Source organism: Mesorhizobium sp. P3_B5 (genome assembly GCF_056402815.1).
Map to the genome: position 1 here is coordinate 90,592 of NZ_JBFUGR010000011.1, position 13,252 is coordinate 103,843.

The window sequence follows — 13,252 nt, forward strand, 5'->3', positions numbered from 1 at the left end:
GCGTCTATGTTTTGGGCGCTTGTCTCTTTTGGCGGTTTGCACTAGCGAAGTTGCACACCAAATATGCGCTCGCGCATATGCCGTAGTTCCAATTCGCAGGCCGCCATGACCCTCATCGATACCCGCACGCCCGACGCCAAACGCCTGATCCCGGGCGCCACAGGCGACTGGGAGATCATCATCGGCCTCGAAGTGCACGCGCAGGTCACTTCCGAGGCTAAGCTGTTTTCGGGCGCCTCGACGGCCTTCGGTGCCGCGCCCAACGCCAATGTCAGCCTGGTCGACGCGGCAATGCCGGGCATGCTGCCCGTCATCAATGAGGAATGCGTCAAGCAGGCGATCCGCACCGGCCTTGGGCTGAAGGCGCAGATCAACCACAAGTCGGTGTTCGACCGGAAAAACTACTTCTATCCCGATCTGCCGCAGGGCTATCAGATCTCGCAGTTCAAGCAGCCGATCGTCGGCGAGGGCACGGTCATCGTCTCCGTCGGGCCGGACCGGCAGGGCGAGTTCGAGGACATCGAGGTCGGTATCGAGCGCCTGCATCTGGAGCAGGATGCCGGCAAGTCGATGCACGACCAGCATCCGACCATGTCCTATGTCGATCTCAACCGCTCCGGCGTGGCGCTGATGGAGATCGTGTCGAAGCCCGACATGCGCTCGGCCGATGAGGCCAAGGCCTATGTGACCAAGCTGCGCACCATCGTGCGCTATCTCGGCACCTGTGACGGCAATATGGACGAAGGCTCGATGCGCGCCGACGTCAATGTCTCGGTGCGCAAGCCCGGCGGCGAATTCGGCACGCGCTGCGAGATCAAGAACGTCAACTCGATCCGCTTCATCGGCCAGGCGATCGAATACGAGGCGCGCCGGCAGATCGCCATTCTCGAGGATGGCGGCAAGATCGACCAGGAAACGCGGCTCTTCGATGCCGTCAAGGGCGAGACGCGGTCGATGCGCTCCAAGGAAGAGGCGCATGACTACCGCTATTTCCCCGACCCCGACCTTTTGCCGCTGGAATTCGACCAGGCTTATGTCGATGCGCTGGCGAAAAACCTGCCCGAACTTCCCGACGACAAGAAGGCACGGCTGATCTCGTCGCTCGGCCTTTCGGTCTACGATGCCTCGATCCTGGTGTCGGAAAAGCCGATCGCCGATTATTTCGAGAAAGTCGCTGCGGGTCGCGACGGCAAGCTGGCCGCCAACTGGGTCATCAACGATCTGCTCGGCCAGCTGAACAAGGCCGGCAAGGACATTGAAAATGCACCTGTCACACCCGATCAGCTCGGTGCCGTCATCGACATGATCAGGGAAGGCACCATTTCCGGCAAGATCGCCAAGGACCTGTTCGAGATCGTCTGGAACGAGGGCGGCGACCCACGCCAGCTGGTCGAAAGTCGGGGGATGAAGCAGGTCACCGACACCGGCGCCATCGAGAAGGCTGTCGATGAGGTCATCGCCGCCAATCCCGACAAGGTCGAACAGGCGCGCGCCAAGCCGACCATGGCCGGCTGGTTCGTCGGCCAGGTGATGAAGGCGACCGGCGGCAAGGCCAATCCGCAGGCCGTCAACGATCTGGTCAAGGCCAAGCTCGGCATCGAGTAGGGCGATGTTCGTCCGCACCGCCGGGGAACGCGATCTTGCTGCCATCCGCACGCTGCTGGTCGAGACCTGGCACGCCACCTACGATGCGATCTACGGTGACGGCAGGGTCACCGAAATCACCGATGAATGGCATTCTATCGCCGCGCTCAAGGCGCGGCTGGTCCGGCCGAATTCCGAATTCCTGGTGGCCGACGATGGCAAACGCATCGGCGGTATGGCTTATGCCGCTGCCACCACGGATACGAAAATCGTCCTGTTGAACCAGCTCTATGTCCATCCCGACTGCCAAAGACAAGGCATTGGGCAGGCATTGCTGGAAGAGGTCGAGGCGAGCTTTCCGGAGGCGCAAATGCTGCGCCTTGAAGTGGAAGAAGCCAACGCCGCGGCCATTGCCTTCTACCGTTCGCAAGGATTTCTGCCCTCCGGCAAGACTGCCGATTGCGGCGGCAGTTCCGGGCTGCCGGCGCTGATCCTCGAGAAGGCCATCGGATAGGCTTCCGGATCGCTCGGGCCATCGCGTGTTTTTGATTTGATTGCGTCCCCTGGGCGATGAAGGCTGCCTTCGCCGATCCGTACCCGCATGACGAGACGGGACGCGACGGCGCGAGGGGGATTTCATGCCGAGCTTACCGGAACTGATGCCGACAGAAGTGTCGGACGAAACCTTTGGTGGTGTCACCTATCATATTGCTGGCGAACTGGTGCCGGTGCTTTCGGTCGATGTGACGCGAATGCCGGTCTATTTCGAGCATCACATCCTGCTGTGGAAGAACTCCACCATCACCATCGGCCTGAAGTCGCTCAAGGGCGCGCTGAAGCGGATGATGGCCGGCATGCAGATTTTTGTCACCGAGGCGTCGGGAGCCGGCATCATCGCCTTCAGCCGCGACGGGCCTGGCCATATCGTGCCGATTCATCTGCGGCACGGCGAGGAAATCCAGGTGCGCGAGCACCAGTTCCTCGCGGCGACCGGCAATGTCGACTACACGTTCGAACGCGTGCGTGGCCTGGCGACGATGCTGTTTGGCCAGAGCGGCTTCTTCATCGACCGTTTTCGCGGCGATTCCGGCGACGGCATCGTCTGGCTGCACGGCTATGGCAACGTCTTCGAGAAAACGCTCGGCGCCGGCGAAACCATCGACATCGAGCCGGGCGGCTGGCTGTTCAAGGATGTGTCGGTGAAGATGGAAACCAAGATCGACCGGCTCTCCAGCGGGTTTTTCGGCGCCAACATGAATTTCATCGTCAATCGCTTCACCGGACCAGGCCGGGTCGGCATCCAGTCGATGTATCTGCATATGCCAACCGAGGAATAGAGCATGATCCCGAAAAGCGGAATCCGGTTTTCGGAAAAGATCATGCTCAAACAAAGAGATAGAGCCGGCTCACAATGCCCTGCCGCAGTGTCAGCTCGAGCGCAGGGGCGGTGACAATTCGCGCATCAAGAGTTCCAGTCCGCGCTGGTCACTGGCGCCGGTCTTGTCGAAGATCGTCGCCAGTTGCGACTTGACGGTGCCGTCCGAGACGCCGCTCGTGGCGGCAATCTCACGGCGCGTCAGGCCGGCGGCGACATGGCCGGCGACGCGTTTTTCGGCTGCGGTCAGCCCGAACAGCGCCGCGATCGCATCCAGCGCCGGCATTGGAGTTGAGCCGGCAGCAGCGATGAAGATGGCGGCTGCGGCGCGCTGCGACACGCGTGCCGAAATTTCACGCCGCGCCAGCGGCATGACATGCGCCACCGCTGGCACGGCGGCCCTGACCAGTGGGATGTTGATGCCGGAGGGTCCGAGCGCGAATTCGTCGCGCGTGCCGAGCTCGACGGCAAGGCCGATCGCGGCATTGGCGTCGGCATAGGTGAACGACAGTTGACCGCGCGCCGAAGACACCGAAATGTTCTCGGCCAGCAGCGTTTCTGCCGCCGGATTGGCGAAGAGGATCTGCATGTCGTCGGCAACGATCAGCACCGGATGGTCGAGGCCCTCGATGATCGAGCTGAAAATCTCGGCCTTGCGTCGTTCGGCCTCGAACAGGTCGCCGATGGTTACGGCGCGGCGGACATGGGGTGCGAGCTGGGAAATCAGCTCGAGATCCTCGCTCGAAATCTGGCGCCTGTCCTTGTCCGTCACCACCATCAGCGTGCCGACGCGGGTTGGCCGCTTGATCAGCGCCACCCAGAAGAAATCGTCGAGCCGGTTGGGCTCCACCCATTCGCGCACGATGCGACTTTCGAGCCAGTTCTGCCGCGCGCCCGGACCTTGCAGCGCATAGATGGAATCGACCGTGAAGGGCGTGTCGATGTCCATCTTCGGCAAGGCCGTGGAGAAGGGCACGGCGGCACCGTACTCCCGCTGCAGCGGTTCGAGTATGGCCGGATCGCCGCAGGAAACCGAAAATCGGGCCGCGTTGCTGACCGTGTCGACGACACCGAGTATGGCCAGCTGGCCGATTGCCAATTTGCAGATGGCGTCGAGTGTCGCCTGCCAGCGGTCGACGTCGGCAATCGAATCGTAAATTGCCTCGACGACCTGCGGCAGTGTGCGACCGATCGTATTTGTGAGGGGAGACATGGGTTCTCGTTTGCCGCGACAGCAATGACTCAGTGCCAAGTTCCACAATAGTTTTGCGGAAGGTCGCACACAACCTCTTCGACCTCTCGATGTATGTGAATTGGTTCATATCGGCTTATGGTTGTGTCCAGGCTGCATCACCTGTGCCCAGTGGAGCCGCATCTAGTGGTCTGCACGACATTGCTTGAGTGGCGCTGGCGGCCGTGGCCTGCGCGCTATGCTGAGGGAACTTCCACATTGTCGATCAGCCTGGTCTTGCCGAGCCAGGCGGCGGCGAGCAGGCGCCCGTCGTGGTTTCGCCGCCACGGGCCAAGTGTCAGGCCGGCGCGCGCCGCGACATAGTCGACTCTATGGAAGCCGGCGCTGAGAAGAGCCTGGCTGGCCTCGCCGGTCACGCCGGTCTCGTCCGCGCCGGCTGCAAGTGCGGCCGCCGATCTGTAAAGGATGGCGTTGAGCTGGCGTGCAATCTCAAGCTCGGCGGCGCCGAGATAGGCATTGCGCGACGACATGGCGAGGCCCTGCGCGTCGCGCACGGTCGGTGCGCCGATGATTTCGACGGCCAGGTCGAGATCGCGGCACAGCCGCCTGACGACGCAGAGCTGCTGGTAGTCCTTTTCGCCGAAGATCGCCTGGTCAGGAGATGCTTGCAGAAAGAGTTTTGCCACGACCGTGGCGACGCCATCGAAGAAGGTCGGCCTGAAATCAGATTCCAGTCCGGAAGACGGGCCGCCAACCGAAATCTTTGTGGCAAAGCCGGCCGGGTACATCTCGGAAACAGTCGGCGTGAAGGCAAGATGTGCGCCGGCTTGCGCCAGCCGGTCGAGATCGTTGGCAAGCTGGCGCGGGTATTTGTCGAGGTCTTCGGTCGGCGCGAACTGTGTCGGATTGACGAAGATCGAGACGACGCAGCGATCGGCTCTTTCGAGCGCTATCCGGACCAGCGAGATATGGCCGTCATGCAGCGCGCCCATGGTCGGCACCATGGCAACGCTCAGGCCATCGCGCCGCCAGTCCAGAATTTGCGCGCGAAGCGCCGCGACGCTGTCGACGACGGTTGGCCGGCTCATGTCTTGTCCTTGCTGGCTGAAAAGACGTGATCCGGACCGGGAAAGCTCCGGTCTCGCACCTCGGCGGCGTAGCGCGCGGCCGCACCCGCGACGACGCTGCGCAAGTCAGCATATTGCTTGACGAATTTCGGCACGCGGTCGACGGTCAGGCCGACCATGTCGTCGATGACCAGAATCTGGCCGTCGCAGTCGCCGCTGGCGCCGATGCCGATGGTCGGGATGGCAATGCGCCGGGTAAGCTCGGCGGCGACGGTCTCGACCGTGCCTTCGATGACCACGGAAAACGCGCCGGCCTTTTCGACCGCGTCAGCGTCGCGATAAAGTGCCGCGACGTTCTCCTCGCCGCGGCCCTTGATCCTGTAGCCGCCGTCCTTTTCCACCGATTGCGGCAGCAGGCCGATATGCCCCATCACCGGGATGCCGGCAGCGACGATGGCGGCGATCTGCCCTTCCATGTCGACGCCACCTTCCAGCTTGACGGCCTGGCAGCCGGTTTCATCGACGATGCGCCTGGCCGAGGCAACTGCCTGCGCTGCAGAGGCCTCGTAGCTGCCGGCCGGCATGTCGACCACCACGCAGGCCTTTGCAGAGCCGCGCATCACCGCTTGTCCGTGGGCGATCATCATCTCCAGAGAGGCGCCGAGCGTGGTCTTGTGCCCATGCAGGACCATGGCGACGCTGTCGCCGACCAGAAGCAGGTCGACGTGGTCATCGAGCAGCCGGGCGACAGGATAGGTATAGGCGGTAAGGCAGACGATCGGCACGCCGCCCTTGCGACGGCGAATGGTCTCGGCGCCGATCCGGACATCAGGGTCGGATGCGTGTGGGGCCAATCGTCACCTCCCTCGACCGGCAATCAGGCCGGATACCCGTACCGGGCGCGCAGAGCTTTAGAAAGACGATGGGGGCTTGGCAAGCGTGACGTTGGCGGCTTCGCTAGACGACCTAGTGCCGCAACTGCGCCAAAACTCTTGCCTTCGCGATGGGCTGACGCCATAAGCAGGAACGGGCGCCGCAGCTGCCGCCGCGAGGATCTGGATGAAAACTTTCCTTTCGCAATTTTTCACCTGGTGGAACGGCCAGACGTTGGGAACGCGCTTGCATACCTGGCGCTACGGCACGAAGGTCGGTCAGGACGAGACCGGCAACATCTACTACGAGGGCGGTGTCGATTCGGAAGGCCGCACCCGCCGCTGGGTCATCTACCGAAACTATTCCGAAGCTTCGGCGATCCCGCCGGGCTGGCACGGCTGGATCCATCACCGCGTCGATGTGGCCCCGCCGAGCGACGACTACCGGCCGCGCGACTGGCAAAAGGCGCACGAACCAAACCTCACGGGAAGTGCTGCTGCCTATCGCCCGAAGGGCTCGGTGCTGACCAATCAGCACCGGCCGCAGGTGACGGGCGACTACGACGCCTGGACGCCCGGTTCTTGACCGGCTGCCGGTCTTTTGTCGCCACAATTGGCGTTTAGCTGCTTGCTGGTATGACAGCGGCGACTAGCCTTGGGTGAGAGAATCACCCGGGCGCAAACCACCGGTATTCCCAGATGAGCATTTTCAGCCGAATCGCGATGGGTGGACTGACGGCGGCGGCCGTAAGTGTTGCCGCATGCACGGCGGCTTTCGCCGCTGCGCAGACGCCGGAGGCGCCCGCGGCGTCCGATCGCATCACCAATCCCGTCGCCGAATTCGCCGGCATCGACAAGATCACCGGCCGCATCATCACCTTCGATGTCTATATCGACGAGACGGTGCAGTTCGGCGCTTTGCAGGTGACGCCGCGCATCTGCTATTCGCGGCCGGAAACCGAAGAGCCGAAGACCGATTCCTTTGTCGAGGTCGACGAGATCACGCTGGATCGCAAGATCCGCCGCATCTTCACCGGCTGGATGTTTGCCGAAAGCCCGGGCCTCAACGCGGTCGAGCACGCCGTCTATGACGTCTGGCTGAAGGGCTGCAAGCAGAAGTCGGACGTGCCGCCGCCCGATGCAGCCAAGGCCGGCACACCAAAGGTCGATACGTCCAAGCCGAAGGCCGCCGCCGCTCCGGAAGCGACCGACCCCGACAGCACCGACGCGAACTGATCCCCAATACCAGTCGGTTGGGGAACCGCCCGGCTGGCCATACGTTAGGGAAGGAGACCGCGCATCGATGCGCCGGAGGATTTCCCGATGTCAGACAGCAAGCGGATCACCGCCAGCAAGAAAGACCTGCTCGAACTCGAAAAAGGGTTCTGGACCGGCGACGCGGCCTATTATGAGGCCAATGTCGACACCGAATGCCTCGTGGCGTTTCCGAAAATGGCGCAAGCCATGGACAATGCCGATCTGGCCAAGACCGCGACCAAGCCGAACCGTTGGCGCAATCTGAAGATGGACCTCAAGGGCATCATCGAGCCGGGCAGCGACATCATCATGATGACTTACGAGGCTCGCGCCGTCAGAGAAAACGGCGAGCCATACGCGGCGCTGGTCAGCACCGGCTATGTCCATCGCGTCAATGGCTGGAAGATGATGTTCCACTCGCAGACGCCGATGGAGACCGCCGCGAAAGGGTGAAAAGTCTGACCGTCAGGGAAAAAAGACGGCTTCGCCCTTCAGCGCGTCGGCAAGCATCTTCTCGTATTTGCCACGCGGCACGTCGACCGCGCCGAAGCGCTTGAGGTGTTCGGTGGTGAACTGGGTGTCAAGCAGCGCGAAGCCGCGCGCCTTCAACCGCTCGACAAGATAAAATAAGCAGGTCTTCGAAGCGTCCGTCTCCCTGGCGAACATGCTCTCGCCGAAAAACACCCGGCCGAGCGAGACGCCGTAGAGACCGCCGACCAGCCGCTCCTCGCGCCACGCCTCTACCGAATGACAATGGCCGAGCCGATGCAGTTGCACATAGGCTTCGCGGATCGGCGCGTTGATCCAGGTGGAACGGCGCTCTTCGCGCCGTTCGGCGCAGCCATCGATCGTCGCCTCGAAATCGAAATCGAAACGGATGTCGAACGGGTTCTTGCGGATCGTCTTTCTTAGGCTCTTCGGGGCGTGAAAGCCGTCGAGCGGAATGATGCCGCGCGTCTCCGGCCGCACCCAGAACACTTCCGGGTCGGTGGCGCTTTCGGCCATCGGGAAGACGCCCGAAGCATAGGCCTTGAGCAAAAGGTCTGTCGGGATGCGATAGCCGGGCGCGTAGGGACGGGTCATCGCGTCATCATAGCGGCAAGTCGTGGCTATTCTTCCTTGGCCAGGTATTTTTCCAGCCAGTGGATGTCGTAGTCGCCATTGGCGATGTCGGCATTGCCGACGAGATCGCGGAACAGCGGCAGTGTCGTCTTGATGCCGTCGACGACGAATTCGTCGAGCGCGCGGCGCAGCCGCATCATGCATTCGACTCGGTTGCGGCCATGCACGATCAGCTTGCCGATCAGGCTGTCGTAGTAGGGCGGGATCTTGTAGCCGGAATAGACGCCGGAATCGACGCGAATGCCGAGGCCGCCTGGCGTGTGGAAATGGGTGATGGTGCCGGGCGAGGGCGTGAAGGTGCGCGGATCCTCGGCGTTGATGCGGCATTCGATGGCGTGGCCGTTGAACTTGATGTCCTCCTGGCGCACCGAAAGCCCGCCACCGGAGGCGACACGGATCTGCTCGTGCACGAGATCGATGCCGGTGATCGCTTCCGTCACCGGATGCTCGACCTGCAGGCGGGTGTTCATTTCGATGAAGTAGAACTCGCCGTTCTCGTAGAGGAATTCGATGGTGCCGGCGCCGGAATAGCCGAGGTCGGCGATGGCCTTGGCACAGATACCGCCGATGCGGGCGCGCTCCTCGGCGTTGAGGGCCGGCGAGGGCGCCTCTTCCCAGACCTTCTGGTGACGGCGTTGCAGCGAACAGTCGCGCTCGCCGAAATGGACGCCGCGACCGGCGCCGTCGCCGAACACCTGCACCTCGATATGGCGGGGCTTTTCCAGGTATTTCTCGATGTAGACGGCATCGTCGCCGAAGGCCGCACCGGCTTCCGTGCTCGCCGTCTGCAAGGCGATCTCAAGGTCAGCCTCGGTAAGCGCGACCTTCATGCCGCGCCCGCCACCGCCGGCCGATGCCTTGATGATCACGGGATAGCCGATCTCAGCGGCAATGCGCCTGGCTTCCTTTTGATCGGTGACCGCGCCGTCCGAACCGGGCACCACCGGGATGCCGAGGCGCTTTGCGGTGCGCTTGGCCTCGATCTTGTCGCCCATGATGCGGATATGGTCGCCGGACGGACCGATGAAGGTGATGTTGTGGGCGGCCAGGATGTCGGCGAACTTGGCGTTTTCCGACAGGAAGCCGTAGCCCGGATGCACCGCATCGGCGCCGGTGATCTCGCAGGCGGCGACGATCTGGTGGATGTTGAGATAGCTGTCACGCGATGGCGGCGGGCCGATGCAGACACTCTCGTCGGCAAGCCGCACATGCATGGCGTCGGCGTCGGCGGTCGAATGCACCACCACGGTCTGGATGCCGAGCTCCTTGCAGGCGCGCAGCACTCTCAGAGCAATTTCGCCGCGATTGGCGATGAGGATTTTCTGAAACATTCCTGTTTTACTCGATCACGACGAGCGGCATGCCGTACTCGACCGGCTGACCGTCCTCGAACAGGATCGCCGTCACCGTGCCGGCGCGCGGCGAGGGGATCTGGTTCATGGTCTTCATCGCCTCGATGATCAGCAGCGTCTGGCCTTCCTTGACCTTCGTGCCGATCTCGATGAATGCCTTGGCGTCGGGCGACGGCGCCAGATAAGCGGTGCCGACCATGGGTGACGGCACCGCGTTCTTGGACACGTCGACGGCTGCCGGCGCGGCAGCCGTGGCAGGCAGCGCTGCCGCCGGCGCATAGCTCGGCTGCGGTGCTGCAATCGCATGAACGGCCGGTGCCTGGCGCGATACGCGCACCTTGAGGTCGCCCAGTTCGACCTCGATCTCGGTGAGGTTGGTGTCGTTCAGTATGCCCGCCAGATCGCGGATGAGCTGCTGGTCAACACCGGTCTTCTTTATCGACATTTTCGAGCCTTCTGTTTGTTGGCCGGTCATAGGCGTGCCGCCAGCGCCTGCAGCGCCAGAGTGTAGCCGAGCGGCCCGAACCCGCAGATCATGCCGACAGCGACCGGCGCGACCATGGAGACGTGGCGGAACGATTCCCGCGCGTGGATGTTGGAAAGATGAACTTCGGCGACGGGCAGCGGCGCAATGGCGCGGATGGCGTCGTGAATGGCGATCGAGGTGTGGCTGTAGGCACCCGGATTGATGACGATGCCGGCGGCCTTGTCGCCAGCTTCCTGGATCCAGTCGACGAGGTCGCCCTCATGGTTCGACTGGCGGAAATCGATCTCGAGCCCAAGGGCCGCACCTGCCTGCTTGCAATCGTCGGCGATGGCGGCAAGCGTCTTGCCGCCATAGATCCCAGGTTCGCGCTTGCCAAGCGCGTTAAGGTTGGGGCCGTTCAGGACGAAAACAGTTTTCAAAAATGCCGACCTTTCCCGGTGCCGGCGGCAAGCCGGCGCACTGGGCCTCTATAATGGGCATAGACGCCTGCGAAAAGAGCGCAAGCGCGTTCTTTTGCTGTCCACAACAGCCGAAAATCCGCCGGCCCGCCAAATCACCGGCCGATCAGAGCGCGGCCTTCGCCGCTTCGATCTTTTCCGCCAGCACTTGCTGGCCAAGCGCACCGAACACCACCTCGTTGCCGACCACATAGGACGGCGTTCCGGTGATGGCCAGCTTGTTGGCAAGGTCATAGGTCTTGGAGAAGGTCTCGGTGATGCTCGGGTCCTTCATTTTTTCGCGCAGCTTTGCCTCGTCGGCGCCGAGCGACAGTGCCACCTTGATGGCCGCGGCCTCGGTGGCGCGGCCCTGGCCGCCAAGCAGCGCGTTGTGGAACTCGCCGTATTTCTCCGGCATCATCAGATGGAAAGCCATCGAGACGACGCTGGCCTTTTGCGAATCCGGGCCGAGGATCGGGAATTCCTTGAGCACGAAACGCAGATCCGGATCGGCTTTCGTCAATGCCCGCATGTCCTCGATGGCGCGTTTGCAGAAGCCGCAATTGTAGTCGTAGAACTCGACAATGGTGACCTTGCCGTTCGGATTGCCGACAACGCCGTCGAAGCTGGAATTGAAGATCTCGCTCTTGGCCTTGGTGATGACGCCGAGGGCGGCGATGCGCTGCTCTTCCTTCTGCTTGGCCTCGAGCGCATCCTGCACCTCGAGCAGAACCTCAGGGTTCTTCAACAGATAGTCGCGGATGATGCCTTCGATTTCGGTGCGGTCGACCTTGGTGTCCGAGGGCGCTACCTGCACGACTTGCGCCGTCGTCCCGGCCTTTGCAGCCTGCGGACTTCCAGCGACGAACCCGAAAGCCAGCATGGCAAGAGCGGCCGCCACTCCAGTCGTGCCAAGCAGAATTGCCTTGTTCATCATCCCTTATCCTCTAGCCTGTTCCGTCCGCTTTTGTCGCCGCATGCCGCCGGAAGGTTCATTTTTTGATTTTGCCTGATGGCGCGTAGTTTATTATATCCTGGGCGCGAAGCCAGCCCGGCTCGCCGCGCTTCATAGTCTGCTGTGCGCGCATGGCGAAGATTTTCGCATTTTTGTAGTCGCCAGAATAGAAATGACCTTCGGCTGTCGCCAGTTCGGCCGCTGCAATGTTGCCAAGCTCGCCATATGCCTGCGCCAGATAACGGTAGCCTTCGGCGTTTTCCTTGTCGCGCCCGATGCCATTGTTGATCTGCACCACCGCCTTCTTCAGAGAATCAGGAGTGCCGACGGCCATCAGCGCCTGGCCGAGCGAGACCGGCAGCAGTCCCGACCGTGCCGGATCGAGGCTGACCGCCTTGGCATAGGCTTCCGCCGCGTCCTTCGGCTTGTTCGCCTTCATCAGGATGTCGCCGCGCAATTCCTGGAAATAAGCGTTTTTTGGCTGTGTCTTGATCAGCGCATTGGTCCTGGCGAGCGCGGTGGCCAGATTGCCATAGAGATAGGCCGTCTGCGCTTCGCCATATTGCGAAGCGAGGCTTCCCGGGTTCTTGCGGATCAGCCGCGCCGCGGTGGCCTGGCCACCCATATAGGCGGCGATCTTGATGCGCATCATGTCGTGCCGCTGCTGAAGCGCCGGCGGGTCGACCTTGTCGACATAGGGGCTCTGCTTGACCAGCACTTCGAGATTGGCGATGCGCTCCTGCGGCATCGGATGGCTGATCCGGTAGGGATCGACCTGCGCGCCGGATAGCGACAGGGCGCTCTGGAAGCGGGCGAAGGTCTTCAGCATGCCCATGCCGGACTGGCCGGTGGCGTTGAGATAGGTGATAGCCGAGCTGTCGGCGGTGGTCTCTTCGGTGCGCTGATAGGCCAGGATGCTGCGCTGCGCCATCTCGCCGCCGCCGGCCGCAACGCCCATGCCGGCGCCGGCAAGGCCGCGGCTGCCGGTGGAGGCGCCGGCAACGATTGCGCCGGCGCCAAGCAGTGTGGCAATGATCGCCATCGTCTTGGCGCGCTCGAGCTGCTCGCGCAATTTCTGCTGGTGACCGCCGGCGATGTGGCCGGCTTCGTGGGCGATGACGCCGATGATCTCGTTGGGCGTTCCCGCCATCATCAGCGCGCCGGTGTTGATGAACAGACGCCGCCCGGCAACGAAGGCGTTGAAGCTCTGGTCGTTGACCAGCACGATGTCGATGCCGTCACCCGCCAGGCCTGCCGCCTTGAAGATCGGCCGCGCATAGTCGCGCACCAGCGCCTCGATCTCGGCATCGCGCACCACCGGCACGTTCTGGGCAAAGGCATTGATCGAGCCGGACAGGGCGACCGCGGCGGCAAGCGCAAGCGTCGCGAAGATGCGCGCGGCCTTGGCAATGGTCGATTTGGGTCGGCTCAGCATGAGGTCCACTGGTAAACGAGCGGCCGAACGATGAAAAGAGTCGGCACCGGAAACTTCCTGAACTTGTGATCCTCACATCAATCGGGCATTTGTGCGGCGCGGTCGTCAAAGCCGGCT

General features: G+C 62.7%; 15 protein-coding genes. 6 read left to right on the top strand and 9 right to left on the bottom strand.

Features of this window, described 5'->3' with window-relative positions:
• Positions 1-105 precede the first annotated feature (105 nt).
• The 3 genes from gatB (at position 106) to AC1DVW_RS23870 (ending at position 2,921) form a co-directional block, all read left to right on the top strand.
• Complete coding sequence (gene gatB, locus AC1DVW_RS23860) at positions 106-1,605, top strand: Asp-tRNA(Asn)/Glu-tRNA(Gln) amidotransferase subunit GatB (RefSeq protein ID WP_477326384.1); 1,500 nt, start codon at positions 106-108, stop codon at positions 1,603-1,605.
• 4 nt (positions 1,606-1,609) lie between these two features.
• A complete protein-coding gene (locus AC1DVW_RS23865) occupies positions 1,610-2,098 on the top strand; it encodes an N-acetyltransferase family protein (protein ID WP_477326386.1) in 489 nt (162 codons plus the stop codon).
• 124 nt (positions 2,099-2,222) lie between these two features.
• Positions 2,223-2,921, top strand: a complete 699-nt coding sequence (locus AC1DVW_RS23870; protein WP_477326388.1) for an AIM24 family protein — start codon at positions 2,223-2,225, stop codon at positions 2,919-2,921.
• Between the two features lie 90 nt (positions 2,922-3,011).
• Here the strand turns inward: AC1DVW_RS23870 and AC1DVW_RS23875 are convergent, their stop codons facing one another.
• The 3 genes from AC1DVW_RS23875 to panB all read right to left on the bottom strand — a co-directional run bounded on the left by AC1DVW_RS23875 (position 3,012) and on the right by panB (position 6,072).
• Positions 3,012-4,172, bottom strand: a complete 1,161-nt coding sequence (locus AC1DVW_RS23875; RefSeq protein WP_477326390.1) for a helix-turn-helix transcriptional regulator — start codon at positions 4,170-4,172, stop codon at positions 3,012-3,014.
• 215 nt (positions 4,173-4,387) lie between these two features.
• Positions 4,388-5,239: a pantoate--beta-alanine ligase gene (panC, locus tag AC1DVW_RS23880; protein ID WP_477326392.1), complete on the bottom strand. Its 852-nt coding sequence runs from the start codon at positions 5,237-5,239 to the stop codon at positions 4,388-4,390.
• Positions 5,236-6,072 (bottom strand): 3-methyl-2-oxobutanoate hydroxymethyltransferase, encoded by an 837-nt coding sequence (gene panB / locus AC1DVW_RS23885; protein ID WP_477326394.1) that lies wholly within the window; start codon positions 6,070-6,072, stop codon positions 5,236-5,238. The genes panC and panB overlap by 4 nt, the downstream gene beginning before the upstream one ends.
• A gap of 205 nt (positions 6,073-6,277) precedes the next feature.
• Between panB and AC1DVW_RS23890 the strand changes: the two genes are divergently transcribed.
• The 3 genes from AC1DVW_RS23890 to AC1DVW_RS23900 all read left to right on the top strand — a co-directional run bounded on the left by AC1DVW_RS23890 (position 6,278) and on the right by AC1DVW_RS23900 (position 7,800).
• Complete coding sequence (locus tag AC1DVW_RS23890; RefSeq protein WP_477326396.1) at positions 6,278-6,676, top strand: NADH:ubiquinone oxidoreductase subunit NDUFA12; 399 nt, start codon at positions 6,278-6,280, stop codon at positions 6,674-6,676.
• A 113-nt stretch (positions 6,677-6,789) separates the two neighbouring features.
• Positions 6,790-7,326, top strand: coding sequence for a DUF2155 domain-containing protein (locus tag AC1DVW_RS23895; protein ID WP_477277393.1), 537 nt, complete (start codon positions 6,790-6,792; stop codon positions 7,324-7,326).
• Positions 7,327-7,413: 87 nt separating this feature from the next.
• A complete protein-coding gene (locus AC1DVW_RS23900) occupies positions 7,414-7,800 on the top strand; it encodes a hypothetical protein (protein ID WP_477326398.1) in 387 nt (128 codons plus the stop codon).
• Positions 7,801-7,812: 12 nt separating this feature from the next.
• On the opposite strand, the gene aat is transcribed toward AC1DVW_RS23900, so the two are convergent.
• The 6 genes from aat to AC1DVW_RS23930 form a co-directional block, all read right to left on the bottom strand.
• Positions 7,813-8,430, bottom strand: a complete 618-nt coding sequence (gene aat / locus AC1DVW_RS23905; RefSeq protein WP_477248997.1) for a leucyl/phenylalanyl-tRNA--protein transferase — start codon at positions 8,428-8,430, stop codon at positions 7,813-7,815.
• Between the two features lie 26 nt (positions 8,431-8,456).
• Positions 8,457-9,800, bottom strand: a complete 1,344-nt coding sequence (gene accC, locus AC1DVW_RS23910; RefSeq protein ID WP_112392211.1) for an acetyl-CoA carboxylase biotin carboxylase subunit — start codon at positions 9,798-9,800, stop codon at positions 8,457-8,459.
• A gap of 7 nt (positions 9,801-9,807) precedes the next feature.
• A complete protein-coding gene (gene accB / locus AC1DVW_RS23915; protein ID WP_477277397.1) occupies positions 9,808-10,266 on the bottom strand; it encodes an acetyl-CoA carboxylase biotin carboxyl carrier protein in 459 nt (152 codons plus the stop codon).
• A gap of 26 nt (positions 10,267-10,292) precedes the next feature.
• On the bottom strand, positions 10,293-10,727 hold the full coding sequence (gene aroQ, locus AC1DVW_RS23920) for a type II 3-dehydroquinate dehydratase (RefSeq protein WP_477248994.1): 435 nt from the start codon (positions 10,725-10,727) through the stop codon (positions 10,293-10,295).
• A 145-nt stretch (positions 10,728-10,872) separates the two neighbouring features.
• The gene (locus AC1DVW_RS23925) at positions 10,873-11,679 is read right to left on the bottom strand and encodes a DsbA family protein (RefSeq protein ID WP_477326400.1); all 807 of its coding nucleotides are present in this window, start codon (positions 11,677-11,679) and stop codon (positions 10,873-10,875) included.
• 58 nt (positions 11,680-11,737) lie between these two features.
• On the bottom strand, positions 11,738-13,135 hold the full coding sequence (locus AC1DVW_RS23930) for a M48 family metalloprotease (RefSeq protein WP_477326402.1): 1,398 nt from the start codon (positions 13,133-13,135) through the stop codon (positions 11,738-11,740).
• Between the last annotated feature and the right edge of the window lie 117 nt (positions 13,136-13,252).